20 protein-coding genes and 1 pseudogene are annotated in these 26,150 nt (G+C 40.7%); 16 read left to right on the top strand and 5 right to left on the bottom strand.

What is annotated here, in order from left to right; translation table 11 throughout:
* Positions 1 to 72 precede the first annotated feature (72 nt).
* Positions 73 to 1,647, top strand: coding sequence for an N-acetylmuramoyl-L-alanine amidase (locus ACDD58_RS16440; protein WP_370778441.1), 1,575 nt, complete (start codon positions 73 to 75; stop codon positions 1,645 to 1,647).
* A 70-nt stretch (positions 1,648 to 1,717) separates the two neighbouring features.
* Here the strand turns inward: ACDD58_RS16440 and ACDD58_RS16435 are convergent, their stop codons facing one another.
* Together ACDD58_RS16435 and ACDD58_RS16430 are read right to left on the bottom strand one after the other, a co-directional pair.
* Complete coding sequence (locus tag ACDD58_RS16435) at positions 1,718 to 2,446, bottom strand: alpha/beta hydrolase (protein ID WP_370778440.1); 729 nt, start codon at positions 2,444 to 2,446, stop codon at positions 1,718 to 1,720.
* 111 nt (positions 2,447 to 2,557) lie between these two features.
* The gene (locus ACDD58_RS16430; RefSeq protein WP_117613823.1) at positions 2,558 to 2,962 is read right to left on the bottom strand and encodes a lipoprotein; all 405 of its coding nucleotides are present in this window, start codon (positions 2,960 to 2,962) and stop codon (positions 2,558 to 2,560) included.
* Positions 2,963 to 3,220: 258 nt separating this feature from the next.
* Between ACDD58_RS16430 and ACDD58_RS16425 the strand changes: the two genes are divergently transcribed.
* The 7 genes from ACDD58_RS16425 (at position 3,221) to cbiB (ending at position 9,774) form a co-directional block, all read left to right on the top strand.
* Positions 3,221 to 3,430, top strand: coding sequence for a hypothetical protein (locus ACDD58_RS16425; protein ID WP_241070698.1), 210 nt, complete (start codon positions 3,221 to 3,223; stop codon positions 3,428 to 3,430).
* A 244-nt stretch (positions 3,431 to 3,674) separates the two neighbouring features.
* On the top strand, positions 3,675 to 4,313 hold the full coding sequence (locus ACDD58_RS16420; protein ID WP_370778439.1) for a class I SAM-dependent methyltransferase: 639 nt from the start codon (positions 3,675 to 3,677) through the stop codon (positions 4,311 to 4,313).
* Positions 4,314 to 4,410: 97 nt separating this feature from the next.
* Positions 4,411 to 6,093 (top strand): AAA family ATPase, encoded by a 1,683-nt coding sequence (locus tag ACDD58_RS16415; RefSeq protein ID WP_370778438.1) that lies wholly within the window; start codon positions 4,411 to 4,413, stop codon positions 6,091 to 6,093.
* 333 nt (positions 6,094 to 6,426) lie between these two features.
* Positions 6,427 to 7,680, top strand: coding sequence for an ATP-binding protein (locus tag ACDD58_RS16410; RefSeq protein ID WP_117919315.1), 1,254 nt, complete (start codon positions 6,427 to 6,429; stop codon positions 7,678 to 7,680).
* Positions 7,681 to 7,701: 21 nt separating this feature from the next.
* The gene (locus ACDD58_RS16405; RefSeq protein ID WP_118209499.1) at positions 7,702 to 8,082 is read left to right on the top strand and encodes a bifunctional adenosylcobinamide kinase/adenosylcobinamide-phosphate guanylyltransferase; all 381 of its coding nucleotides are present in this window, start codon (positions 7,702 to 7,704) and stop codon (positions 8,080 to 8,082) included.
* Positions 8,055 to 8,792, top strand: coding sequence for a histidine phosphatase family protein (locus ACDD58_RS16400; RefSeq protein ID WP_370778437.1), 738 nt, complete (start codon positions 8,055 to 8,057; stop codon positions 8,790 to 8,792). The genes ACDD58_RS16405 and ACDD58_RS16400 overlap by 28 nt, the downstream gene beginning before the upstream one ends.
* Before the next feature lie 4 nt (positions 8,793 to 8,796).
* Entirely contained in the window at positions 8,797 to 9,774 is a 978-nt protein-coding gene (gene cbiB / locus ACDD58_RS16395; RefSeq protein ID WP_370778435.1) for an adenosylcobinamide-phosphate synthase CbiB, read from the top strand.
* Here the strand turns inward: cbiB and ACDD58_RS16390 are convergent.
* Entirely contained in the window at positions 9,771 to 9,935 is a 165-nt protein-coding gene (locus tag ACDD58_RS16390) for a winged helix-turn-helix transcriptional regulator (protein ID WP_370778434.1), read from the bottom strand. The genes cbiB and ACDD58_RS16390 overlap by 4 nt on opposite strands.
* A 48-nt stretch (positions 9,936 to 9,983) precedes the next feature.
* Here ACDD58_RS16390 and ACDD58_RS16385 point away from each other — a divergent pair, with 48 nt between their 5' ends.
* Complete coding sequence (locus tag ACDD58_RS16385; protein ID WP_370778433.1) at positions 9,984 to 10,487, top strand: ROK family protein; 504 nt, start codon at positions 9,984 to 9,986, stop codon at positions 10,485 to 10,487.
* On the opposite strand, the gene ACDD58_RS16380 is transcribed toward ACDD58_RS16385, so the two are convergent.
* A complete protein-coding gene (locus tag ACDD58_RS16380) occupies positions 10,383 to 10,736 on the bottom strand; it encodes a helix-turn-helix domain-containing protein (RefSeq protein ID WP_118209495.1) in 354 nt (117 codons plus the stop codon). The two genes, ACDD58_RS16385 and ACDD58_RS16380, sit on opposite strands and share 105 nt — an antisense overlap.
* A gap of 151 nt (positions 10,737 to 10,887) precedes the next feature.
* Between ACDD58_RS16380 and ACDD58_RS16375 the strand changes: the two genes are divergently transcribed.
* Together ACDD58_RS16375 and ACDD58_RS16370 are read left to right on the top strand one after the other, a co-directional pair.
* Positions 10,888 to 16,320: a leucine-rich repeat protein gene (locus tag ACDD58_RS16375; protein ID WP_370778432.1), complete on the top strand. Its 5,433-nt coding sequence runs from the start codon at positions 10,888 to 10,890 to the stop codon at positions 16,318 to 16,320.
* 511 nt (positions 16,321 to 16,831) lie between these two features.
* A complete protein-coding gene (locus ACDD58_RS16370) occupies positions 16,832 to 17,821 on the top strand; it encodes a hypothetical protein (RefSeq protein ID WP_370778431.1) in 990 nt (329 codons plus the stop codon).
* Between the two features lie 69 nt (positions 17,822 to 17,890).
* Here the strand turns inward: ACDD58_RS16370 and ACDD58_RS16365 are convergent, their stop codons facing one another.
* The gene (locus tag ACDD58_RS16365; protein ID WP_117922671.1) at positions 17,891 to 18,904 is read right to left on the bottom strand and encodes a GGDEF domain-containing protein; all 1,014 of its coding nucleotides are present in this window, start codon (positions 18,902 to 18,904) and stop codon (positions 17,891 to 17,893) included.
* A gap of 53 nt (positions 18,905 to 18,957) precedes the next feature.
* On the opposite strand from ACDD58_RS16365, the pseudogene ACDD58_RS16360 reads away from it, so the two are divergent.
* From ACDD58_RS16360 to ACDD58_RS16340, 5 genes and pseudogenes are all read left to right on the top strand, one after another.
* A pseudogene (locus ACDD58_RS16360) lies at positions 18,958 to 19,578 on the top strand (MFS transporter); the annotation flags it as partial.
* Entirely contained in the window at positions 19,562 to 20,428 is an 867-nt protein-coding gene (locus tag ACDD58_RS16355) for a carbohydrate kinase family protein (RefSeq protein WP_370778430.1), read from the top strand. The pseudogene ACDD58_RS16360 and the gene ACDD58_RS16355, both read left to right, overlap by 17 nt.
* A 1,178-nt stretch (positions 20,429 to 21,606) precedes the next feature.
* Complete coding sequence (locus ACDD58_RS16350; protein ID WP_370778429.1) at positions 21,607 to 22,110, top strand: MarR family winged helix-turn-helix transcriptional regulator; 504 nt, start codon at positions 21,607 to 21,609, stop codon at positions 22,108 to 22,110.
* Positions 22,100 to 24,007 carry an ABC transporter ATP-binding protein gene (locus ACDD58_RS16345; protein WP_370778428.1) on the top strand — a complete coding sequence of 636 codons (1,908 nt, stop codon included), beginning with the start codon at positions 22,100 to 22,102 and terminating at the stop codon, positions 24,005 to 24,007. The genes ACDD58_RS16350 and ACDD58_RS16345 overlap by 11 nt, the downstream gene beginning before the upstream one ends.
* Positions 24,000 to 25,661, top strand: a complete 1,662-nt coding sequence (locus ACDD58_RS16340) for an ABC transporter ATP-binding protein (RefSeq protein WP_370778427.1) — start codon at positions 24,000 to 24,002, stop codon at positions 25,659 to 25,661. Before ACDD58_RS16345 ends, ACDD58_RS16340 begins: the two co-directional genes overlap by 8 nt.
* The last annotated feature ends 489 nt before the right edge of the window (positions 25,662 to 26,150 follow it).

The following is a 26,150-nucleotide window of genomic DNA, read 5'->3' as shown; positions in this document are numbered from 1 at the left end:
TGAAATATGCACTGTGGACTAAAATATTTATATAAATGAATGAAAAAGAAAAAAGATAGAGAGTGAACGGATTTGAATGCAGAGAAGCGAAGAAAAAAACGACTGAGAAACCTGGTATGCATAGTATATTGTTCGCTGCAGCTTCTGATCGTTCTTGCGTTATTTAAAGGGATGGGGAGTTTGCTGCACAAGCTGGTTCCGGCAGGCATTGACCTTTCACAGATCGAAGGGAAGATCGTGGCGGTTAATGACGAGCAGGAGAAGCAGGATGAGATAGACGAGAATAAACTGATCGTATGTTTAGATGCCGGGCATGGCGGAAAAGATAATGGATCTGATTACAGGCTTCGTTATGAAAAAAATGACAATTTAAAAATAACACAGGCAGTGGCAGCATATCTTACTGACAAGGAAAATGTGCAGGTTATTATGACACGTTCGGATGATACATTTTTGTCGTTAGAGGAGCGGACAACCTTTGCAAACCAGAATAATGCCGATTATTTTGTGTCGCTGCACCGAAATACCGGTGAGGGAAATGGTGTAGAGACCTGGATCCGCAGTGATGCAGATGACAAGGCACAGTCACTTGCCCAGAACATCATGGACAATCTGGATGCTGCAGGAGTTTCAAGAAACCGCGGCGTAAAGAAAGGAACACAAAAGAGCGAGAGCAAAGATTATTATGTAAATCTGCACACAAACATGCCGGCATGTATCGTTGAACTTGGTTTTATGAACAGCCCGACGGATAACCAGTTGTTTGATGCAAACCTTGACAGTTACGCAAAAGCAATCGGGGATGCTGTATTAAAAACGTATGAGTCCTATGGAAAAGACGGAACAGACGCTACAGAATCGGTAGAGGATGTTCCGAGTACGGAAGACCAGACATCTACGGAAACAGGCACAGGCACGACCGGACAGGTTCTGCAGAATACGCAGATTGAAAACGTAGCTTCTTTAGATGCGACCAGTCATGACTGGGGACTTGGCAGCCACACGGATGACGAAAACCGTCCGCTTGACGCCATCAATGCACAGGAGACTTATGGAAAATATAATGCGTACTTCATCGGTGATGATACAAAAGATATTTATCTGACATTTGATGAAGGTTATGAATACGGACAGACCGAGAGCATTTTAAATACCTTAAAAGAAAAAGGTGTATCTGCTACATTTTTTGTAACGGAACCATATGCGAAGGACAATCCTGATCTGGTAAGACGTATAATTGATGAAGGTCATGTGCTTGGAAACCACAGTGTGACACATCCATCTGCGGGTATGCCATCATTGACTTTAGATAAGCAGGAAAATGAGGTAACAGAGAATCATGCCTATATCAAGGAAAACTTTGGGTATGACATGTACCTGTTCCGTTATCCGACCGGAAGATTCAGTGAGCAGTCGCTTGCACTGTTAAATAACTGTAATTATAAGAGTATTTTCTGGAGTTTTGCATATCTTGATTATGATGTCAATAACCAGCCGGATCATGTATCAAGCCTGCAGAAGATGAAAGATAAACTCCATCCGGGTGCGATTTATCTGCTCCATGCAGAGTCGGAGACGAATGCAGCAGTGCTGGGTGATTTTATTGATGCTGTGAGAGCTGCTGGGTATGGATTTAAGAATTTTTAGATGGTAAAAAATAATATAGTTTAAAAAATTCCTTATCAGATTATTGGTAAGGAATTTTTTTACATTTCTATTACTTTTTTAGCACAGATGTGCAGACGGATACGGTTTCTTTCCATTGTTCATCATGGGAAATCGATGCATCATGGTCACCTTTTTGTGCACCGTAACTTCCAAAACCGGCATGATTTCCTCCTTCGATCACATGTTCCGAATAGTCAGCGGGCATAAGGTCACGGCTGGTTACAACTTTGTCCATATTTAAGACACCGTCATTGCTGCCATATATGGAAATAACCGGGAAATCAGCTTTTGTAAGATCACTGGTGGAATAGGAAGCAAGCAGGATCAGTCCGTCTAAATCATTTAAATGCTTCCCTGCATAGCTTGCAGCCATGGCACCACCGAGGGAATGACCAGCCAGATACCAGTGTTCATAGGAATAATCCGCCATGATGTCATCCGCTTTATTCATACCAAAGAAAGCAAGGTTGCAGGGCATTTTGACAAGAAAACAGTCGATGCCGCTTCCTGCGATCTGTTTTAACAGTGGTGCGTATGCGATTGCCTCTACTTTGGCGCCAGGATAGAAAATAAGCGCATCTTTCGTGCCTGGTCCGTCAAAAAGCATGCCGGTGGCAGTAGAACTTACCGTTACGGTATCGGAGGAGGTTAAAGTCGCATCTACATCAACGGCGTGATAGTAGTCATTGACATACCAGACGCTGATGCCGCAAAGTATAAGAATCACGGCGAGCAATATAATAAGGATAATTTTTGATTTACGTTTTGTGTGAGTCATTTGAGGTTCTTTCTTAAGTTGTATGTTTGAAGGAGGTCCAGAAGGCAGCTGCTCATTATTTTACCTTCTTTTGAGAATCATAAACCTATGCACCTTAAACAGGAATTTATTTTAATATCCATGGTCAACATGTTGCCATTGTCCGCCGTTTGTTCTAACTAAAATCCACTTCCAATCATTGTATGTACTATTTGGATTCAGAGAACCATCTCCTCCAGATGAATCAACATCGAATGAAGATAGCAAAACAATGACTTCATCTGCATTGTTCCTATCTGCCCAATCTTGATGGTCTTTAGAGCTGTCATCCCCTGCATAATAAATTTCTGTAAGAGTACATCCATTCCAGTTGCTCTTAAACTCTTTTTTTATGGTGTCAATAGCAGCTGCAATGTCCTCTTCAGAATATATTTCAGATTCTACATTATGCGTATTTACTTCATTAACATTTCCACCACAAGCACTCAAACTAAATACAAGCAGAATACATAGCATTGCACATACAATCTTTTTCATAATTCACACTACCTCCATCAATTCCGATTGTTACATTGAAATTATAGCCGATACAGGGAGCGTTTTCAAGCAATCCTGATTTATCTGACTATATTATGCCAGTTTTCATAATATATGTGGACAGCAGTCAGGGACATTCCAGTGGAGAAAGTGATGGTATTTGAAGATAGAAAGCATTGTGAATATGTGATAAAATTTAAAAGCAGCATATCAAATGATGATACCTATTTAGAAACGATATTATAAGGATTAAGGAATATGGAAATAAGAGAAAGCACAACAGAAGATACAAAGCAGATTATGGCAATTTTTACAACGGCAAAGGCATATATGATTGCGCATGGGAATAAAACGCAATGGGGAGATGGATACCCTGATGAGAAAATATTAAAAACAGATATAGATGCCGGAAACAGCTATGTAAAGGAATCGCCAGAGCATGTTTTGAATATTGCATTGAACAGATAGACTATATTCGTATTGATACACACAAAGATAATATTTCTATGCAGACTGCAATTGAACGGTTTGGATTCCGCAAATGTGGAAATATATATGTCAGAGATGGAGCTGAACGGATAGCGTATGATTATTTGAATGAATAGTATTAAGATACTTTCTTTTTCAGGGTTGGTATGGTATCATGATTATGGTTAGTTAATGCTAACTATGAGATTTGACAAATCACCAGACTGTAAAGGAGAAAACGGAAATGTTTACAGAACAGAAATATAAGGATTTATCGATAAAAGAATTTACCAAAGCTGCGGAAGTATATGATTCCGGGCATGCGGGTGTGTATGAAATGTGTAAGGACGATTATCCGCTGGTTCTTGAAGAATTAAAAAAATATCCATTTCAGGAACTTTTAGATGTGGGGTGTGGAACAGGTCCAATGATAGAACTTTTGGTGAAAGAATTTCCTGACAGGAATTATACGGGAATCGATCTGACGCCCCGCATGATCGAAGTGGCACAGGAGAAAAAACTTGCTCATACTAAATTTTTAGTCGGAGACAGTGAGAATCTTCCTTTTGCCGAAAACACGTTTGATGCAGTGATCTGTACGAACAGTTTTCATCATTATCCGAATCCCCAGGCGTTTATAAATGGAGTGGCACGGGTGTTGAAGAAAAGCGGAAAACTGGTATTGCGTGATTACACGAGTAATAATTTTATGATATGGTTAATGAATCATATCGAGATGCCGTTGGCACATCTTGGCGGGCATGGAGATGTAAGAATTTACAGTTGCATGGAAGTGCGTAAAATGTGCGAAACAGCAGGTTTAAAAGTGATAAAATTAGAGAGACAGAAAGGGTTTCGTATGCATCTTGTAGCAGAAAAGTAATGAGGCTTCGTTTATAGTCAAATATTGTTTTTTGGATATTCATCCGCTATACTAATGGTTAAGTGTAGCGGATTTATTTTCAGGGAGGTTTCCATGCATGGATAACAGATTAAAATTACCAGTAGGAATTGAAGATTTTGAAGAGATCCGGAAAGAGGGATTTTATTATATCGATAAAACAAAACTGATAGAGCAGCTTTTGATGAGCTGGGGAAAGGTAAACCTCTTTACGCGTCCGCGGCGTTTTGGCAAGACTTTGAATATGAGTATGTTTAAAACATTTTTTGAAGCTGGTACAGATAAGTCTGTTTTCGACGGACTATATATTTCCCGCAACAGAAAAATATGTGAGGAATATATGGGAAAGTATCCGGTTATTTTCCTGTCACTTAAGGGCGCAGATGGATTGACTTTTGATGCAGCCTTAAAACGTATCATTACTACCATAAAAAATGAAGCCCGCAGACATTATTATCTAAAAAACAGTGAAAAACTGGTAGATGAAGAACGTATGCAATATGATAAACTTTTATCAGGACAGATGGAAGATTTGTCAGACAGTATTCGTCTGCTGTCAGAACTTTTATGCAGACATTACGGAGAAAAAGTGATCATTATCATAGATGAATATGATGTACCGCTGGATAAAGCATTCAGTAATGGCTATTATGATGAAATGGCAGAACTTATTCGTGGACTATTAGGGCAGGCATTGAAAACGAATGATTTCCTGCAATTTGCCATCTTGACAGGATGTTTAAGAGTATCGAAAGAGAGTATCTTTACAGGAATTAATAACTTTAAGGTGTTATCTGTCATGGATACAAGATTTGATGAGCAATTCGGATTTACCGATGAAGAAGTAAAAAAAATGCTTCTGGATTATGGATTATCGTCGCATTTCGAGGAAGTAAAGGAATGGTATGATGGTTACAGATTCGGTAATGCAGATGTATATTGTCCGTGGGATGTTGTAAATTACATTGATTTATTGTGTGCTGATCCCAATGCCACACCACAGGATTTCTGGTCAAATTCCAGCAGTAACTCTATCGTACGCAGGTTTATTGACAAGGCAAACGTCCAGACAAAAGCGGAAATAGAGCAGTTGATCGCAGGAGAAAGCATTGAAAAGGACGTTTCGCAGGAACTGACGTACAATGAGATAGACAGAAGCATAGAAAATTTATGGAGTGTACTTTTGACTACGGGATATCTGACACAAAATGGCTATACAGTAAGTGGAAAATATTTGTTGAAAATTCCAAATAGAGAAATAAGAAATCTGTTTACCAGACAGATAAAGGAATGGTTCAGTGAGGTGTCAAAAAGTGATGGAAAAACGCTCGAAGAGCTTTGTGAGGCATTCGTAAAGAAAGAACCGGAAAAGATAGAAAAGATATTTGGAAATTATCTGTGGAATACCATAAGTATCAGAGATACTGCGGTCGCAAAGGAAAAGAAAGAAAATTTTTATCACGGTGTTCTTTTAGGACTGTTAGGCTATAAATCCACATGGCGCACAATATCCAATGCAGAGTCAGGTATTGGTTACAGTGACATACTTATCGAGATTGGAGAAAACAGGATGGGTATTGTAATCGAATTAAAATATGCAGAAGGCGGAGATATGGATGCAGCATGTGAGGAAGCACTGCAGCAGATCGAAGAAAAAGACTACATTGCAAGATTAAAGCAGGATGGTATGCAGAATTTTATAACATATGGCATAGCCTGTTTCCGGAAAAATTGTAAGGTGGTTATGGCAGACTCCATTTAGATATTGTAGAAGAGGGAAAGATATTGAGCCATTTTTCAGACAAAAGAAGGAAGTAACATTGCAACACATTCCCCGTTTATGCTTGGAACGTTGAATGCAAAAATCTATAATATCGATACGGAAGACTACCGTATCTGTGAATGGTATGAGCTTGAAAACTCAATAATAACTGGCATAAAAATAGCATGAAACCATCTGGTTTTCTTCTATAAGTGCTACATAAAAAAGTGCAAATGTACAAAAAATAGTAATGGCTATGGAAATAAAAATAATTTAATAGTAAAATAATACTACCAAAATTTGTGCAAAGCACAAAAATAAGGAACGAATACTATGGAGATTAAGAGAGATTTATATCTTGAACAGTTAAAAATAAAAAAAGATAACGGAATGATTAAGATTATCACGGGAATCAGGAGATGCGGCAAATCATTTCTGTTATTTGTGTTGTTTAAGAAATACTTATTGGAAAGTGGTGTAGATAATGACCACATTATTGAGATTGCTTTAGATGGCATTGAAAATGAGGAGTTGAGAGATCCAAAGAAGTGTTATCAGCATATTAAAGATATAATGAATGATGATCAGAAATATTATCTGCTCTTGGATGAAGTACAGTTTATGCCACGATTTGAAGAAGTGTTGAACAGTTTGCTTCGCATCAGTAACATTGATGTGTATGTAACTGGCAGTAATTCTAAATTTTTATCCAGCGACATTGTAACTGAATTTAGAGGCAGAGGAGATGAAATCAGAATTTATCCGTTGTCCTTTGCAGAGTTCTATGCGGCTTTTAACGGAGATTATGATGATGCGTGGGAGGAATATATGATATATGGTGGTTTACCGCAAGTGGCACAATTCTCTGCGGAACGCCAGAAAACGGAGTATCTTAAAAATATTTTTACCAATGTTTATATCAAGGATGTAGTAGAGCGAAACAGGATTCAAAATGTTGATGAAATCGGAACTTTGGTAGATATACTGGCGTCTGTCATTGGAGCTCCTACCAACCCAACTAAAATATCAAACACCTTTAAAAGTGAACGAGGAATCAATTATAGCAATAAAACTATATCTAACCATATTGATTATTTGGCAGAGGCATTTTTGATTTCTAAAGCGAACCGGTATGATATTAAGGGCAGAAAATATATAGGAGCCAATCTGAAATACTATTTTTCGGATGTTGGACTTAGAAATGCAAGACTGAATTTTAGACAGCAGGAGCCGACTCATATTATGGAAAATATTGTTTATAATGAGCTGCTTGTGCGTGGTTACAATGTGGATGTTGGAATTGTGGATGTATTTGCAAAAAATAGTGAAGGAAAGAGAGTGCATAAGCAGTTAGAGGTTGATTTTGTAGTAAATCAGGGCAGTCAGAGATATTACATTCAGGTCGCTTATGATATGACTACAGAGGAAAAGCAAACACAGGAACTTAATTCGTTTCGAAATATTCCGGATTCATTTAAGAAGATTGTTATAGTGAATGGAACGAAAAAGCCATGGAGAAATGAAGAAGGATTCGTATTCATGGGCATGAAATATTTTCTGCTCAATGCAGATAGTTTGGAGTTTTAGTGTGGCAAATTGGAGGTTAAGATGAGACTGGTTTTAGGTGGAATAGCACAGGGAAAACGCGATTATGTAAAAACTGCATATCAGATTTCAGAGAACGACATTTTTTCCGGTGAACAAACAGAACTTGAGCAGTTAAGCGGTGTAGTGGCGGTAGATCAGTTTCATCTCTGGGTCAAAAGAAAAATAAAAGAAGGCGCAGATGTACCGGAACTCACAGAAATATTTATAAAGCAGAATCCGGACTGTATCGTGATCTGCGATGAAGTCGGATGTGGTGTAGTACCGGTCGAAAAAGAAGAAAGAGAATACCGGGAGCAGGTCGGAAGGATGCAGATCGTTCTTGCAAAAGCTTCGGAGAGTGTGGAGCGTGTGATATGCGGGATAGCGCAGAAAATCAAATAGGAATGTTTTTTATCCGGCACGGAGAAACAGATTCAAACCGCAGAAAAAGTTATCTTGGCTGGACGGATGAGCCGCTTTCTGTGGAAGGACGTGAAGTGATTGCACAGAACAAAAAAAAATATCCGGATGCAGATTTTATTTTTACAAGTCCGATGTTAAGGTGCAGACAGACAAAAGAGATTATATATGGCGATCAGTCCTGCCAGATCATAGAAAAATGGAAAGAGATGAATTTTGGCAGTTTTGAAGGAAAAACATATCTCGAATTAAATGGAAATAAAGATTATCAGAGATGGATCGACAGCGGTGGAACGCTGCCCTTTCCGGAGGGGGAGAGCCGGGAAGAATTTATCCTGCGGTGCAGAGCCGGGCTCATGGATTGCCTGACCAGATTGACAGAAAAAAAGAGCGATACCTTTCGTTCGGAAGATCAGAGTAAAAGGATAAATAAGATCTGTTTTACAGAGCAGGAAAATGAGCTGAAAAAAGCATCGCAGCCAAAAAAAGTACAGGGAAAAGTTGTCTGCGTCGTACATGGCGGCACGATCATGGCATTATTTGACAGCTATGGAAAGGGTTCCTATTTCGATTATCAGTGCAGGTGCGGACAGGGGTATGAATGTACATTGTCTTATACCACGGATGAAAATGGAGCAGTGGATGAGACTTCGATTTTTATAACAGATGAAAAATTAATTTTGGGAGAGTAACGATATGTATTACCATATGATTGCATTTCTGGCAGGATTTCTGTTAGATCTGCTGATCGGAGATCCGCACTGGCTGTATCATCCGGTGCGCCTGATCGGAAATCTGATCGCTGCAATAGATCATAAAATGCTTGATGTATCAGGCATAAGAAATGAAAAAAAAGAATGGCGTGCAGGCATCTGGCTTGTAGTGATCGTATTATCTGCTACAGGTCTGGTAAGTATTTGCTTACTTCTGGGGGGGTATGTACTCAATCCCGTAGCAGGCTGCATTTTAGAGAGTATCATGACATATCAGATTCTTGCGACAAAGTGTCTGAAAGTCGAGAGTATGAAAGTGTACGAACGTCTGAAGGCAGAGGATCTTGACGGTGCAAGAAAAGCTGTGGCAATGATCGTGGGACGTGATACGCAGAATCTGAATGAAGCAGGTGTTGCAAAAGCAGCAGTGGAGACGGTAGCGGAAAATACATCGGATGGTGTGATCGCACCGATGATCTATTTAGCGATCGGCGGACCGGTTCTGGGATTTTTGTATAAGGCAGTCAATACGATGGATTCGATGGTGGGATATAAAAATGACCGCTATCTGAATTACGGAAGAACTGCGGCAAAACTTGATGATGTGGTAAATTATATTCCGGCACGTATCAGTGCGGCACTGATGATCGCTGCAGCTTATCTGCCGGGAAAACAGTTTTCCGGGAAAGATGCCCTGCGCATTTTTAAACGTGACCGTTATAACCATGCAAGCCCCAATTCTGCCCAGACCGAGGCAGCCTGTGCAGGTGCCTTAAATCTTCGTCTGGCAGGGGATGCAAGTTATTTTGGAAAAATCGTGAAAAAGCCATATATCGGGGATGATATCAGACCAGTGGAAGCAGAAGATATTGCGCGGGTAAATGTGCTTTTATATCGGAGCGCAGTGATTGGGGAATGTTTGTGTCTGTTAATTCTTATGGGAATAACGTTGTTCATTTAATCTAAATTTTCTTCCACCCATTTTGATATTTCAAAAAACACCGGCAGCAGTGATTTTCCTTTTTCGGTTAAGGAATATTCCACATGGGGTGGAATCTCATTAAACTGCTCTCTGTGAATGATCCCAAGCTCCTCTAAATCTCTTAAGGTGTTCGTAAGCATGGTATTTGTGATGCGTGGATATATAAGTCGTACTGTCAGGCAATGGGGATGCTCATCACCGCAAACCATATAGAAATGGTGCTTGTCAATCTGGGCGATGAGATTATAAAAAAGGAACGTATCCGCTTAAAATTTACAACAGAATTATCTTATTGTACAGAAGCTGCAAAAAAGGTAAAAACTTTTTTAGCTGGTGAGTCTGCAGAGAAAACATTGCTTGGAATTGGGATTGCGATTCCGGGAATCGTTGACCAGAAAGAACGGATCGTTTTAAAATCCCATGCGCTTGGCATAGAAAACTACAGTCTGCGTTTTTTAGAACAGTCGATCGGAATCCCGGTATATTTTGAAAATGATGCAAATGGGGCGATGCTGGCGGAAAAAACAGGGGAGTACTCCAATGTAATCTATCTGTCTTTGAATCACACATTAGGGGTGCATTCTGCATCAACGGAAAGCTGTTTTTGGGGCAGAACCATTTTCAGCTGTTTCGTCTGCGAGTGCCTGAACCAGAGCCTGTACTTTGGGCGAGAGCCGTCTGTAATATTCTAAAACACGCTGTTCACTCTGCGTGATGGAATCTTTCGGATATACTTCATACCGGAAGGGAACATCTGTGTAACCGATCAGATAATCAACAGAAGTATCAAAGAAATCTGCCATGTGAAGAATTACATCAAGATCCGGTTCCGCAAGAGCATGCTCATATTTAAAGATTGTCTGCTGTGTGACATGAAATACATCAGCGACAGCCTGCTGACTCATATGTTTTGATTCACGTAGTTCTTTTAATCGTACCATGCAATAAATCTCCTTATCGTTCTACTTTATCAATAAAAAATGTAACTATATAAAACATACAAGTTGTATTGATAACAGCTAATAAGTGTTATATAATGAATGAAAAGAATCTGAACTACAGAAGAAACATATCTGTGAAAGGAGAACAGTTATGAAAAAACGAATGATCGCATGGCTGCTTTGTGCCTGTATGACATTGACCGCAGCACCGGAGATGCTGCTGGCGGATGTGGCAGGGAAAGCTTATCAGCAGACACAGGAAGAAAACAGTTTCGGAGAGAAAGGGACTGTGGAAACACAGACTGCAGAACAGGATGATGAAAAGTCGACAGTGACAGAGAAAAAAGAAACAGACCAGGCAGATGAAGAAGATCATAATGCCGGACATCTGGCAGAAGAAGAGTCTGGGGCGGTTGAGACGGAGATTGTTACGGAAGAGGCAGAAGAGCCAGAGACGACGATCGTCACGGAAGAGACAGAAGAGCCAGAAACGAAGGTTGTTACAGAAGAAACAGAGGAGACTGAAACAGAGAATGTCACAGAAGAGCCAGAACAGGCTGAAACAGAGAACGTTACGGAAGAAACGGAGAGTACAGAGGAGATTTTAAAAAGGGCATTATCAGGTGATGAGATCAGCCGTATCGACTGGGTACAGGAACTGGTAACATTATTTGATCTTACGGTAGATGGGGACAATTATCCGGATAATTATTACAGTGACATATCAACGGATGATTCGTTTTATCGTGATGTGATGGTGGCATGCGAGTTCGGAATGATCGATCTTGAGGCAGGAGAAGAATTTCGACCGGAAGATGCAGTGACACGTGAATTTGCAGCGCAGACCATGAATGCGATGCTTGGTTTTGTGCCGGAAACAGACAGTTATACTTATCAGGATACAGCAGATGTTACATATAAGGATGCAGCACAGGTCGCAATCGATAGAGGATGGGTTACGGTTGCTGCCGGTAAATTTCTCCCGGAACAGTCACTTACAACGGAAGAACATGATGCAATGATCGCGGATGCAAAAAAGGTTTTGGCAGATGCGCAGATAGAGACCGGAAAAGAAAATACCTGTACGTTTGCGTCCGGAGTAGTTGTTGTACCAAAGGGAACAGCCGTATCTATTGATGTGGACGGAATAGTTATGATCGAAAACTGTCCGGTTACGATCAAACAGGGAACAACATTTGCCGTGTATGTTAACGATATTGTCATGGCATATAAGGCAGAAAGTGTACGGACAGAAGGAACAACGACATATATTACAACCGCAGATGCGGATGATGGCGCGGTTTTAAATGTTGACCAGCAGGGCGAACTGGATGTTGATATGACGGAATTTATTCCGGCAGATGAAGAAACATATGTGGTAAATGGTGTTACAGTCACAGAAGGTATGACAAGGGGGATATCCTATAAAAACAATACCCTGCGTGCAGATAAAACGATTTCCATCTCAGATGATGTCACAGCGACAGTAAGTGTTGTGATTTCAAACATGAAAGTAAGTTACAGGCTGAAAAATAATGACTATTATTTTACAGTCAGCGGAGATATGGAGTACTCCTGCAATGTAAAAGGGGACGCATTTAAAGATATTAACCATACACTGACGCTGGGGGCAGTGCCGCTCGGCGGTGTTGGTATGCTGACGCTGGCAATGGAATATAATCTTTCCGGGGAGGCAACGCTTACCGTGGAAAAGGAATTTGAAGCCGGATTTGCGTATTCGGACGGATTCCGTGTAGTTGGAAACAGTCATAAAAAAGGATTTTCCTTTTCAGCAGAAGCAGATCTGACCACAGGTATTGTACTCTCCGCAAAAGCAACGCTCGGAATTGTCAGCGGAGATATTTATGCAAAAACCGGTGCACGTATGAACATCAAATACGTAAGGTACAGTTCCGGAACACCGACATACTGTGCGTCACAGGCGGCATATCTGTATGCATCAGTGGGGGCAAGTGCAAAGATCGGAGTTGGTATTGCATCAAAGACCTTTAGCAAAAGTATAGAGATCTGGGGAAAGAATAACAGTCCGGTGCGCGTGTACTATCATATTGAGGACGGTGTACTTCGGACATCATGCACGCGTGGAAAAGAATTTGCCGCGCAGGGAGGCTGGACAAGTTATTGGACATCTCCAGGTTCGAGATATTTCAATCCGGCGGGCGTAGGAAGCTATTTTGATGCAGGAGCAGGTGCAGGCGGTGCGATCGTACCGATTTATACCTATACACTCGATGATGCAAACAGGGCTACGATCACAGGATATAGTGGAAATGCGACGGCACTTTATATTCCGGGGGAGATTGACGGGCATGAGGTTGTTGCAATCGGAGATAGGGCATTTGAGAACCGGACGGATTTGAGGACGGTGATGATACCGGATAGTGTGACGAGGATAAATGGAAATGCATTTTATGGCTGCAGTAATCTTGCTAATGTAACATTATCTAAAAATCTTGAAGAACTTGGAACTTCTGCATTTGGAAATTGTACAAGCATTGCTATAATAGAAATTCCTAAAAGCCTAAAGTCTGCACATACAGATTGGGAAAGTTTAGAAGGTTATTCTAATGGACCATTTGAAAAATGCAGTAATTTGAAAAAGGTTACCTTTGAAAAGGGGAGTACCAAGGTGGCACAGTGTTTGTTTGCTGGATGCAGTGGAATAACAGATATTGAAATGCCGGATACGATTACAGTTATTGAAGCAAAGGCATTTTCAGAATGCAGTAATTTGCAGAATGTTATTTTTTCTAATAATTTAACAAATATACAAGGAAATGCATTTTATCATTGCATTAGTTTAATGGAAGTTAATTTGCCAGATACTGTTGTTTCAATTGAGTGGAATGCGTTTAATCAATGTACGGATTTAGAAAAAATTAATTTATCAAAATCATTAGAAAATTTAGGAAATAAAGCTTTTTATAATTGCGATAACCTAACAGAGATTGAAATACCAAAAAGTCTTGATAATGCACATACAAGTTGGGATGATTTAACTGGATATCCAGACGGTCCATTTGAAAATTGTGATAATTTGTCAAAAGTAACATTTGAAGAAGGAATTACTGAAATATCACAATGTTTATTTGCAGGATGTACAGGTTTGGAAGAAATTACAATACCTGATACTGTTACAAGAATAGAACGAAAAGCTTTTTCTGATTGTATAAATTTACAGAAAATATTACTTTCAGAAAACCTGACAGAGATAGGCGATTCTGCATTTAGACAATGCACAAAGTTGGAAAGTATTGTGATACCAGATGGTGTAGTAAATATAGGTAAATATGCATTTATAAATGATACTTGTATGACTAAGCTGGTACTTTCAAAAGGATTAGTTGAAATTGGAACAGAAGCGTTTGGAAATTGTACAGCATTGACATCTGTTGAGATACCTAAAAGTTTGCAGGAAACACATACATATTTAGATTATTATAGAGGAAGTGGTCCGTTTAATGGTTGCGAGAAATTAAACAATATCACGTTTGAAAATGGAATTACAGAAATTTCATGTCATTTATTTGAAGGATGTAATGGCATAGAAAGAATAGTCATACCAAATACAGTTAAAGTTATAAAAAATGGTGCATTTTATGAATGTGTGAAATTGAAAGAGGTAGTAATTGGAAATAGTGCTGAGACCATTGAAGGAACAGCATTTACAAATTGTACTTCATTAACAAAAGTAAATATTCCAGATACAGTTGATTCCATAGGTAATTCTGCATTCTCTGGTTGTACAAATCTCATTGAGGTACATCTGCCGGATAAACTAAAAGAAATAGCATCAGACACTTTTTCCGGCTGCAAAAAGTTAACCACCATCAACTTCCCATCCACCCTGACCACGATCGGGAACTCCGCATTCTCTGGCTGTGAATCCCTGCCGGAAGCAATACTTCCATCCGGGGTAGAAAAAATAGAAAGCAACGCATTTAAAAACTGTAAAGCCATGAAAAAGGCAGTGGTGCCGGATACCGTTTCATCCATTGGAAGTTCTGCATTTTATGGCTGTGAAGCCTTGACCGACATTACATTAGGCAGCAAGTTAAAGAAGATTGAGAGCCAGACATTCTACGGCTGTACAGTTCTGCCATCCATCGTGCTTCCTTACAATGTGACCGCGATCGGCGACAGTGCGTTTGTCAACTGTACGAAGCTGACACAGATCACAGTTCCGCGCAATACGACTTCGATCGCATCAAATGCATTTTCCTATCCAAAGAAAATGACGATGTACGGTCCGTCTGATTGCTATGCCCAGACCTATGCGAGCGGAAAAGGAATCAAGTACGTCACACAGGATATTCATGCAACCTCAGTCAGTCTGGATATTATAGAAAAAACGGCGGAGCGCTATGACGATTTCCAGCTGACAGCGACGATTGCACCTTTGAATTTCACAGATGCAGTGGTATGGACAAGTTCCAATGAAGAGGTTGCTACTGTTTCGGATACCGGATATGTGGAGATCTGTGGTGTTGGAACAGCAGTCATTACGGTAACGGCTGGAAATGTAAAAGCTGCCTGTAAGATAACCGTACCGCAGCTGATAGACTGGATCGAATTTGATGAGGATGAGATCGAATTAAAAGCTGGTCAAACCTATCAGTTGAAACCATATATTTCACCTTCGGATGCCACAAATAAAAAACTCAAATATACTTCTTCTGATACGAAAGTGGCAGAGGTTTCTGCAAGCGGACTTGTCACTGCAAAATCGGAGGGCGAAGCAAAAATCCGGGCTGCGGCAACGGATGGCAGTGATGAATATGCAGTCTGCTATGTGACTGTTACCGGAAAGGCGAAAGTAACAGGAATAACTTTAGACAGGACATCAGCAGAGGTAAAAAGAGGAGAGAAGCTCACCTTAAATGCAACCGTATCACCATCTTATGCCTCCAATAAAAAGGTAGTCTGGAAATCCGCAAATACAAAGATTGCCACCGTGGATGCCAACGGCAGTGTGACAGCAAAGGCACCGGGCAGAACGAAGATCACGGTGACTTCGTCTGAAAATAGTAGTTATCAGGCATCCTGTACGGTTACAGTACCATATAAAATTACCTACAAACTGAATAAAGGTAAAAACAATGCCTCGAATCCGTCAACTTATTATGGAAAGAAAGTAACGCTGAAAAATCCGTCACGCAAAGGATACGCATTTGCAGGCTGGTATACGGATGCAAAATTTAAAAAGAAGATCACAAGTATCAGCAGCAGCGCAAAATCCGATTACATTTTGTATGCAAAGTGGACAAAAGTAAAAGTGGCGAAGGCTTCTCTTACGTCTGCAAAAAACAGCAAGAGTAAACAGATCTTACTGAAATATAAGAAAGTATCCGGCGCAAAAGGTTACGAGATTTCTTACAGTACGGATAAAAAATTTAAAAAGGCGGTCACAAAGAAAAATACGGCGAAGACATCCTATACCATAAGTAAACTGAAAAAAGGAAAGATATACTATGTGCGCATCCGGGCTTATAAAATAGATTCCACGGGCAAAAAAGTGTATGGAAAATATTCATCCGTGAAAAAAGCTAAGGTCAGTAAATAGAAAAATTTAAAGTGTGCAACTGTCAGAAAATGACAGGGAAGACAGTGTCCGGATTGATATTCAGCCGGACCCTGTCTTTCTTTAAAAATAGCCGCTTGTTTTGTTACTGTTCACTTATCACTTGAACACTTTGCTGTTCAGGCGCGTATGAACATGATGTGAGGGTGAGCAGCCCCTTTTGCGAAGCAAAACTTTATATGGGGCTGCGAAGTTACAGTCCGCAGGGTAACCTGTGAACAGTAACTTTGTTTTTGTACAACCTGCACAAGAAATTTCAAATTGGTTGCATACTAAGGATGACGTATGATAAAATAAATCAAAGCATATTTCTATTGATGCGGACATTTATCCGATGCCATAATTATGAATCCGGCAATTCTGTCTGCATGACTATCAGGATGTATACATCCGTCTAAATTTCAAAAAACATTTCAGAAATCTATGCTTTTTATCCACAAAAATGAAAAGCAGGAGATCTGGATGAGCCTCCTGCACACAGGAGGAACTGAATATGAAGAAGAGCGAGCAGGTATCAGAAAAGATACCGACAGCCAACCGTCAGTACAAAGACACTGTATTCCGCATGCTGTTTTCAGAGAAAGAAAATCTCTTATCCCTGTACAACGCAGTGACCGGAAGCCATTATCAGAATGCGGAAGCCCTTAAGATTGTCACATTGGAAAATGCGATCTATATGGGAATGAAAAATGATCTGGCATTTATGTTAGAGACGAATATTTATCTCTATGAGCATCAGTCGACGATCAATCCCAATATACCATTGCGGGATCTGATCTATATTGGAATCGAGTATCAGCAGTATCTGAATGATAAGTCACTGTATTCGTCCAAACTGCAGAAGATTCCGGCACCGAAGTTTATGGTGTTTTACAATGGAACCGATGACGTAGAAGACCGTATGGAACTGAAACTTTCATCAGCATATGAGCATCTGGCAGGAGAGCCGGATTTAGAGTTAAAAGTTCTGATGTTAAATGTGAACGAAGGACACAACAAAGAACTGATGGAGCAGTGCCAGACATTGAAGGAATATGCCATTTATGTTGCGAGAGTCCGAAAATATGCATCAGAGCTGAATCTGAATGATGCAGTTGAAAGGGCGATCACGGAATGCATCAAAGAAGGAATTTTAGTGGAATTTCTTCGGAAGAATCGTTCGGAGGTAAAGATGGTGAGTATATTAGAGTATGATAAAGAGTGGGAAGAAAAGAAACTCCGAAAGGCAGAATATGAAGCTGGTAAAGAGGATGGCAGAAATGAGGGAATCGAAATCGGCAAAAACGAAGGAATTGAAATCGGCAAAAATGAAGGAATTAAAATTGGTAAAGAAATTGGAAAAAGTAAAGGAATTGAAATCGGCAGAGAAGAAGCTATAGCAGAAATGATTCACAATATGGCGAAATGCGGTTATTCCATAGATAAAATCGCCGAAATAACCGGCAGAAGTACAGAACAGATACAATCGATAATGGACAGATGAGTGTAGTAATAACAAAACAGGAGAAAATCTTTTATGTGAAGATTTTCTCCTGTTTTGTTTAAGTATGATTTATCCTTTCCTGCGGTTATGATTCTCATAATATACCAGCTTATCCTGATACATCTGCTTATCGATACGGTTCATAAAATCATCCATTGTCTCGACAACCAGGTTGGAGACTGCATATCCCATAGAGGCTGATAACTGATATGGTTTGTCATTTGTCTGGTTTTCTTCCTGAAAATTCTTTTTTGCGCGCTCAATCAGTTCCGGGATAAACTGCTCATCCGTTGTGTTTAACATTACAACAAACTCATCGCCTGCATATCTGGTTACTATGCCATATTCGCTGAATGATTTCCGAAGCAGATCAGCAACAATGATCAGTGCAGCATCTCCCTCAGAATGTCCGTAGTTATCGTTAATCTGCTTGAAACCGTTTAAGTCAATCATGATACCTGAGACCCAGACGCCTTTTTTCTTACAAGCCTGTTTTTGCAGAAACTCCAGATACACACGGTTATACAATCCTGTAAGACGATCTACAAAAATTATTTCATTTTTCAGTGCTGTCATGATTCCCGCGATCGCGATCGCAATGGATGTCCATGTAATGGCAATCTCTACAAAAAGTGCCTGTACAACTAACCCGAATATAATAGGAACGAGAAATACCCGTACAGGAAACAGTTTCAGCGTACCAACTTTTTTGCGGCACCTGCCATATAAATACAGGCTGTCCAAAATATAAAAAAATGCAAAGAACAGGAAAATGCTATACGCTGGTCCCCTCTGATATACGCCATCCTTACTGTTAAATACCAGCGGATAGAAAATGTTGATGACTAGCAGAATACAGGCAACAAGTGCAACTATCCGGTACATTTTCTTACGTGTATCTGTAAAGGGGATATTCATGTGCGTCATTATAAATTGTGCCCACGAATAGCCAATCAGTACATTTCCTAAATAGAGCCACGAGCCGCTTACGAATACAAGAATTTCTAAAAATATACCATAACTGCCGTTAAGATAGAAAACGCAGCAGTCAGCAACATTAGAAATAGCCGTAATTCCCATCATGCGCAGAACAATCTGCCAATCAAAAAATTAAAAAACACCTTTTGACACCCGAATCCTTATATGGAAGAAACGCAGACATTCTGTATTATTTTACATACGTGGAGGGGAATGCTTCTTATTATACAACGTATTCCATGTGTATCATTATTCCTTCTATCATTGGGGCAGCCTGTTTCCAGCCAGTATTTCGCAAATTGAATAATAAAGGCAGAACGGCATCTGTTTTTGCATTACTTACAGGAATTGCAATGCTTACAATGTTTTTCTTTAACGCAAAGGAATCACCGGTTGTTTTTTATACTTTATCCGGTCTGACACAGTTTTTCTTCTCTGGATTTAATACTGCAATTTATGCGATCATTCCTGATTGTGTGGAATATGGGGAGAGGAAAACAGGGCTTAGAAATGATGGCTTTCAGTATGCGTTTATTTCACTGGAAAATAAGATCGGAATGGCGGTCGGAACCTCACTTTTAGCAGGATTACTTGGAAAATACGGTTATGTTGCAAATCAGACACAAAATGCAGCAGTACTTTCTGTTATAAAACATGCATTTACTACAATTCCAGGAATACTTTGGATCGTGACAGCGGTCGTACTGTTTTTCTACCGGTTAAATAAAAAACGTTATAACGAGATTGTGGAGGAACTGAAACATGGAAAAAAAGGTTGATATTGCCGCATTAGGCGAACTGCTGATCGATTTTACGGAAGCAGGATACAGTCAGGATGGAAGAAAACTGTTTGAACAAAACCCAGGAGGTGCACCGGCAAACCTGCTGACAGATGCGGTCATAGAAGATCCAGCTTATTTTACAACGCTGGCATTTGTGGAAAACGATGAAACTGGAGAACGGAAATTTTCTTTTGCAAGAAAACCGGGAGCAGATACACAGTTAAGAAAAGAAGAACTGGATCAAACATTTATTTCTGATTGTAAGATTTTCCATTTTGGATCACTGTCGCTGACCGATGAGCCGGCGGAAGGTGCAACGATCAAAGCAGTGAAAATGGCAAAAGAAGCAGGTGCACTTATTTCATACGATCCGAATTACCGTCCATCTTTGTGGAAGAGTAAAGAAATCGCAGTTGAAAAAATGAGATCGGTCATAGAACTGGCAGATGTCATGAAAGTGTCCGATGAAGAGAGTATACTCCTGACCGGTGCAGAAAGTTATGAAGATGCAGCGGACAGACTGCTTGCCATGGGACCAAAACTGTTTGCAGTCACACTTGGAGAAAAGGGTGTGCTTATGGCAACCCAAAATAGAAAAGAGATTATAAAAGCATTTAAAACGAAGGCAGTTGACACGACCGGAGCAGGAGATTCGTTCTGGGGTGGTGTTTTATGTGGGATTCTTTCTTTGAATAAACCCATTGAGAAGCTGGAGTGGGAAGAAATCAGAAAATGTGCCGTTTTGGGAAATGCGGTTGCCGGATTGTGTGTACAAAAGAGAGGTGGGATACCTGCCATTCCGTCAAAAGAAGAAGTGCTGGCATTAATGCAGAAGTCAGGGTGTTAAAAATATAATTGACATATGAAAATAGATGTACTATCATCAAGTTGGATGTAGGTACATCTATTTTTGCGTAAAAAATAAATATGAACTGTCCGCCAAATGCTGGTTTGTTTATGAAATAAATCGCCCGCCCAAATGGTGTGTTGTAGGTCTGTGAGCGGCATCTTGCGCAAAGCCGAATTAATTTTGGTTCCGTTGTCCGAAAATAAGAAAAGCTAGGTCTGCCTAATTTAGGTTATGGCGGAGTGACGTGACCGGCAACAACGAGTCATCCATGACTCGATGCTGCCTTGTTCTGCCATCCGTGGCAGAACATCACTGTTGATCGACAGGCAGACCAAGATTTTCTAATTTTCTCCCAAAGTCACAAAATTAGCTTCGGCTTTGCGCAAGATGCCAGTCTTCAGGTTGTGAACACCATTTGGGTGGGCGGTTCATCTCAGAATTGGGGGCGCGGGTGTGGATTTTTGATATTCGCACGAATAAAAATATGCTTAAAATTCTAATGTGCTGTATCATTAATATTTAGCCTGATGACTTTCCAAAATTTTCAGCTGCTGCATTGTATTACATGAAATTTTTCGTAAATTGCCAGATTAATAACGCAGAATATTTTTTCAAATGTGTATGGCAATAAATATGGGCATAGTGGTATATATCGAGGTTTTTGCCAGTGTTGTCAAACAAATAATAAACCATTGAATATAGTTATTTGGAAATCTTTTTTTAATCAGATTCAGACACAAAACACTAAAAATTTACGCCCCCAAGGTTGTAAAATGAGTTCCCACGCGAAGGGTGGTTCACAGCCTTACGGCTGGCAAATCGCATCAAGCCGGGATCCGTTTTGTGACTTTGGGAGAAAATTAGAAAGTCTTTGTATGCCTGTTCACAATACAGTGTTGTGCTGCCACGGACGGCAGCACAAGTCTTAATGTGCCCGGATGGCACATTTAAGACGCACACGTCACTCCGCCCCAACCTGAATCAGGCATACTTAGACTTTCTTATTTTCGTACAACGGAACAAAACGAGTCCCGGCTTGATGCAATTTGCCAATCGAAAACCCCCAGAACCACCCTACACAAGGAAACTCATGTCACCCACAAACCAACATTTGTCAGGGCAGTTTATATGATGATAATTCAATTTTGCAGATAATTGGAAAAAGGAGACCAGCAATGGATGAAACAGGAAGAAAAATCACAAAAATAGCGCGTGAGGCATCTAAATTTACACTAAGAATGATGAAAGAAGAGGGAGTCGGAACGGCAGAATTTGATTTTATCCATTTTATCAGGCACAATCCAGGTGTCACACAGGCAAAAGTCATAGAACAGTTAAAGATTGACAAAGGAGCAGCCGCAAGGCGCGCAGCAAGTTTAGAGAGCAAAGGCTATCTTTATCGGAAACCAAACCCTAAGGATGGCAGAAGTCAGCTTTTGTATGCAACAGAGAAAGCAGAACAATTAAAAAATTCAAAGGCACATATTGAGAGTGTGTTTTATGAATGGCTGTTAGCAGAGCTGCCGGAAGACGAGAAAGTACCATTTCTGAAAACGTTAGATAAGATTTACTGGAGATCTAAGGAGCAGCGGAGAGCAGAGTTTAAAGATGTGTCAAAACTTGTGGAAACAGGGGAAAGTGACATGGCAGAAACGGATGGTGAGACGGATGAGCGATAATTGTGGCAGAGAAAGCAATGGAAAAGAAATAAGTGGATTTCAGGCGGATCGTGTTATTTCATATTTTAAAATGGAGTGGAGGGTTCTTCTTGCAGTGACAGTTTCCGGACTGATCTATAATTTAGGACTTCTTGCAGGACCATGGTTTGAGGGAAAAATGGCGGGATGTCTGGTGGATATCCTTGGAGGCAGAGCAGGATTTCCTGACATGGGAAAACTGGTTGCAGCATATGTGATCGCGATTGTGGTAGTACAGAGTTCGAGATATATCAAGCGTTTTTATGTGAGACGTTTTGCAAATAATGTCAACCGGCGCATGAAGCATGTGCTCTATAACAGTCTTGTGCATAAAAGCAGGGCAGAACTTGAGGAGGAAGGTGCCGGAAATGTCATGACAAAGGCAATCCTTGATGTGGATGACTGTGCGGAGGGTATGCGGAAATTTACCACGGAAATATTTGATACCGGAGTGGCGCTGCTTGCATATGCCGGAATGTTACTCTTTTATGACTTTAGACTTGCTGTTTTAAGTATGCTGTTTCCCCCGGTTTCTTATTTTCTGGCTGAAAAAATGAAAGAAATCGTACAGCGGACAGGGGCGGCTTATAAGGAGCAGTCCGGGATTTTAAGTGCAGCTACCTTAGACCGGGCGTCAAATGCGATTACTTACCGTGTTTATGGCTGTGAGCAGGAGCGAAAAGATTCTTATGAAAAAAATCTGTCAGCATATGAAAAATCTGCAGTGCGGGTAAATATCTGGAGTGCGGCATTTCCACCGGTCTACCGTGTTATTTCTATGGCAGGTGTTCTATTTATTTTATATTTTGGAAGTAAAAACGTACTTGGAAACGGATGGAGATCCTGGGATGTGGCAGCATTTACCACCTTTCTTACCTGTTTTACCAAACTTTCCGTTAAATCATCAAGTGCGGCAAAACTTTTTAATGCAGTCCACAAGGCACAGGTCTCCTGGAAGCGGATCAAACCTCTCATGAAATGTGTTGAAAATGATGGCGAAAGCAGTGTTCAAAAGCCGGGAAAACTTGAAGTTTCCCATTTGGGTTTTGCATATCCGGGTGGGACAGATATCTATGAGGATATTACTTTTTCGGCACAGCCGGGACAGATCATCGGTGTTACCGGGGCAGTTGCATCCGGCAAATCGACATTTGGCAAGACGTTTCTGTGTGAATATCCTTATAAGGGAAGCATCCGTTTTGCTGGTGATGAGTTAAGTAAAATGGAAAATTCTGTACTGACCGGGACAGTGGGATATTTAGGTCATGATCCGGAATTATTTGATGACAGTATAAAAAATAATATTCTGTTAGGGGAGGATAAGGATGCCGCCGTTTATCTGAAGGCAGTGTGCTTTGATAAAGAAGTGGCTGAGATGGAACAGGGAATGGATACAGTTGTGGGAAATGGAGGAGTCAGACTTTCCGGTGGTCAGGCGAAACGTCTGGCACTTGCGAGAACCCTGTGTCATAAGAGACCAGTGCTGATCTTAGACGATCCCTTTTCTGCGCTTGACCGGAAGACAGAGCAGGAAGTGTATGCGAACTTAAAGATGATGGCTTCAGACAGTATTGTAATCCTGTTATCACACAGACTTTATCTGTTCCCGGAAATGGATCAGGTAATCTGGATGGAACATGGGCATGCTGCGGTTGGCATGCATGAAGAGATAATGAAAAAATATCCGGAATATGCAAAACTTTATGAGGAGCAGACGAAGAGCAGTACAGTAGAAAACGGAAAGTCAGAAAAAGAAAAGCTTCTGACAGAACAAGTACAGGTATGTGAAAAAAATTTTCAACTTAAAAAGAAAACGATAGACAGAAATGAGCCGGAGCAGAGAAATGCAGCGGAGAAAGGGGATATGCGGGATGCATAGCGAGACACAAAGTAAAACACATGGCAGTAAAAATGTAGGAAGTGTGATGCTTCGGACAATAAAAAAACAAAAATGGCTTTCTATCGGAATTGTGTGTGCAGTTGTTGGTGCAATTCTGACAGCACTCCTGCCACCGCTTATTCTTGGAAATATCATAGATAGTATGACAGCGGGAAATGCAGTATCATTTTATCTTATTTTATTATATTTTGGTTTTACTTTGCTCACAGGATTGCTGGAAAGTGCAAGAGAGGGACTGTTAGTTGTGTTTGGACAAAAGATCACGCACGCACTCAGAAGCAGTCTGATGGATAAATATACAGTTCTGACAGCGGATGCGCTGACACATCAGGAGCCTGGAGCAGTGGTTTCCCAGTTTGTAGGGGATGTTGATACGGTAGAAAATCTGTTTACATCAGGGATCATCAGCATGTTTGCGGACGCGTGCAAGATCATCAGTATTCTTGCAGTCATCTGGTTTAAAAACCGCGGACTTGCCATTGTACTGGTGGTATTGCTGCCATTTCTGTTCTGGTTTACGCGCATTGTGCAGAAAAATATGCTGGCAGCGCAGATCGAGAACCGGCGTGCCGTAAGCCGTGCATCGGGTCATGTGCCTCAGACGCTTCACAATATAAGAACAATCCGTAATCTTGGCAGGGAAAACTATATGGCAGAGTGTTATGATACTTATATCGGGGAAAGTTACCGTGCCATGGAGCGGACAAATTTTTATGATGCGATCTATTCTCCGGTTATTTTGATCTTAAATGCCGTGGTTGTGGCAGTTGTTATGTTACTTTCAGCGTCCGGCAATGCAAACGTATTAAATCTGTTTGGAATGTCAGCCGGTACAGCAGTTGCTGTCATGAATTATATTTCACAGATATTTTCCCCGGTGGAGAGTCTTGGTATGGAAATCCAGACGATACAGTCCGCGATAGCAGGCGTGCACAGGATCAATGAATTTTTCAGTCTGGAAGAAATTCCGGACAAAACAGGATACATAAAAGAAAATCTGCAAAAAGCAGATACGGCTTTTGTAAGTTTTGAAAATGTAACATTTGCCTATGAAGAACAAAATGTGATAGATAACCTTAGTTTTGAGGTGAAAGAAGGAGAACAGGTCACACTTTCCGGTCGCACCGGTGCAGGAAAAAGTACGATATTTAAGCTGCTGTTAGGACTATATGAACCAAAGACCGGCAGTGTACAAATTCAGGGAAAGCCGGCAAAAGATATCCCGGACACAGAAAAACGTCACCTTTTCGGCTATGTAGAGCAGTCTTTCCATATGGTTCCGGGAACTGTAAAAGAGCAGATCACACTGTATGATCCGTCTATTACCATGGAGGATGTCCGTGCGGCTGCAAAAATGACAGGACTTGATGATACGATCATGAGCTTAGAACATGGGTATGATACACCGTGTTCGGATGGAATTTTCTCGCAGGGGCAATGGCAGCTTTTGTCGATCGCCCGCGCAGCGGCGGCAAAACCGAAACTGCTTCTTTTAGATGAGATCACAGCAAATCTGGATGCACAGACAGAAAAAGAGGTTTTGCAGGCGTTAAAACGTGTCAGTGAGAACCGGACTGTGATATCTATCTCGCATAGAGTGAATGCGACAACGGGCAGAGTGATTGAAATCTGATAAACAACCCGCCCAATGCTGGTTTGTTTATGAAATAAATCATCTCCCCAAATGGTGTATCGTAGGCTTGTGAGTGGCATCTTGCGCAAAGCCGGAGTAATTTTTGTTCCGTTGTACGAAAATAAGAAAAGTCTAGGTATGCCTGAATTAGATTTTCGCGGAGTGACGTGAACGGCAACAACGAGTCATCCATGACTCGATGCCGCCTTGTTCTGCCATCCGTGGCAGAACATCACTGTGTGTAGACAGGCATACCAAGATTTTCTAATTTTCTCCCAAAGTCACAAAATTAGCTCCGGCTTTGCGCAAGATGCCAGTCTTCAGGTTGTGAACACCATTTGGGTGGGCGGTTCATCTCAAAACTGGGGACGCGGGTGTGAATTTTTGATATTCGCACGAATGAGAATATGCTTAAAATCCTAAGGTGCTGTATCATTAATATTCAGCCTAATGACTTCCCAGAATTTCCATCTGCTACATTGTACTACA

Source organism: Roseburia sp. (assembly GCF_041325975.1).
GTDB classification, from domain to species: domain Bacteria; phylum Bacillota; class Clostridia; order Lachnospirales; family Lachnospiraceae; genus Roseburia; species Roseburia rectibacter.
This window is presented reverse-complemented; position numbering and strand designations above follow the sequence as displayed.

What these genes read in the sequence shown, in the direction of transcription:
- ACDD58_RS16435 (WP_370778440.1), bottom strand. Translation starts at nt 2,446, where the DNA reads ATGACTCACACAAAACGTAAATCAAAAATTATCCTTATTATATTGCTC.
- ACDD58_RS16430 (WP_117613823.1), bottom strand. Translation starts at nt 2,962, where the DNA reads ATGAAAAAGATTGTATGTGCAATGCTATGTATTCTGCTTGTATTTAGT.
- ACDD58_RS16425 (WP_241070698.1), top strand. Translation starts at nt 3,221, where the DNA reads ATGGAAATAAGAGAAAGCACAACAGAAGATACAAAGCAGATTATGGCA.
- ACDD58_RS16420 (WP_370778439.1), top strand. Translation starts at nt 3,675, where the DNA reads ATGTTTACAGAACAGAAATATAAGGATTTATCGATAAAAGAATTTACC.
- ACDD58_RS16415 (WP_370778438.1), top strand. Translation starts at nt 4,411, where the DNA reads ATGGATAACAGATTAAAATTACCAGTAGGAATTGAAGATTTTGAAGAG.
- ACDD58_RS16410 (WP_117919315.1), top strand. Translation starts at nt 6,427, where the DNA reads ATGGAGATTAAGAGAGATTTATATCTTGAACAGTTAAAAATAAAAAAA.
- ACDD58_RS16405 (WP_118209499.1), top strand. Translation starts at nt 7,702, where the DNA reads ATGAGACTGGTTTTAGGTGGAATAGCACAGGGAAAACGCGATTATGTA.
- ACDD58_RS16400 (WP_370778437.1), top strand. Translation starts at nt 8,055, where the DNA reads ATGCGGGATAGCGCAGAAAATCAAATAGGAATGTTTTTTATCCGGCAC.
- cbiB (WP_370778435.1), top strand. Translation starts at nt 8,797, where the DNA reads ATGTATTACCATATGATTGCATTTCTGGCAGGATTTCTGTTAGATCTG.
- ACDD58_RS16390 (WP_370778434.1), bottom strand. Translation starts at nt 9,935, where the DNA reads ATGCTTACGAACACCTTAAGAGATTTAGAGGAGCTTGGGATCATTCAC.
- ACDD58_RS16385 (WP_370778433.1), top strand. Translation starts at nt 9,984, where the DNA reads ATGCTCATCACCGCAAACCATATAGAAATGGTGCTTGTCAATCTGGGC.
- ACDD58_RS16380 (WP_118209495.1), bottom strand. Translation starts at nt 10,736, where the DNA reads ATGGTACGATTAAAAGAACTACGTGAATCAAAACATATGAGTCAGCAG.
- ACDD58_RS16375 (WP_370778432.1), top strand. Translation starts at nt 10,888, where the DNA reads ATGAAAAAACGAATGATCGCATGGCTGCTTTGTGCCTGTATGACATTG.
- ACDD58_RS16370 (WP_370778431.1), top strand. Translation starts at nt 16,832, where the DNA reads ATGAAGAAGAGCGAGCAGGTATCAGAAAAGATACCGACAGCCAACCGT.
- ACDD58_RS16365 (WP_117922671.1), bottom strand. Translation starts at nt 18,904, where the DNA reads ATGATGGGAATTACGGCTATTTCTAATGTTGCTGACTGCTGCGTTTTC.
- ACDD58_RS16355 (WP_370778430.1), top strand. Translation starts at nt 19,562, where the DNA reads ATGGAAAAAAAGGTTGATATTGCCGCATTAGGCGAACTGCTGATCGAT.
- ACDD58_RS16350 (WP_370778429.1), top strand. Translation starts at nt 21,607, where the DNA reads ATGGATGAAACAGGAAGAAAAATCACAAAAATAGCGCGTGAGGCATCT.
- ACDD58_RS16345 (WP_370778428.1), top strand. Translation starts at nt 22,100, where the DNA reads ATGAGCGATAATTGTGGCAGAGAAAGCAATGGAAAAGAAATAAGTGGA.
- ACDD58_RS16340 (WP_370778427.1), top strand. Translation starts at nt 24,000, where the DNA reads ATGCATAGCGAGACACAAAGTAAAACACATGGCAGTAAAAATGTAGGA.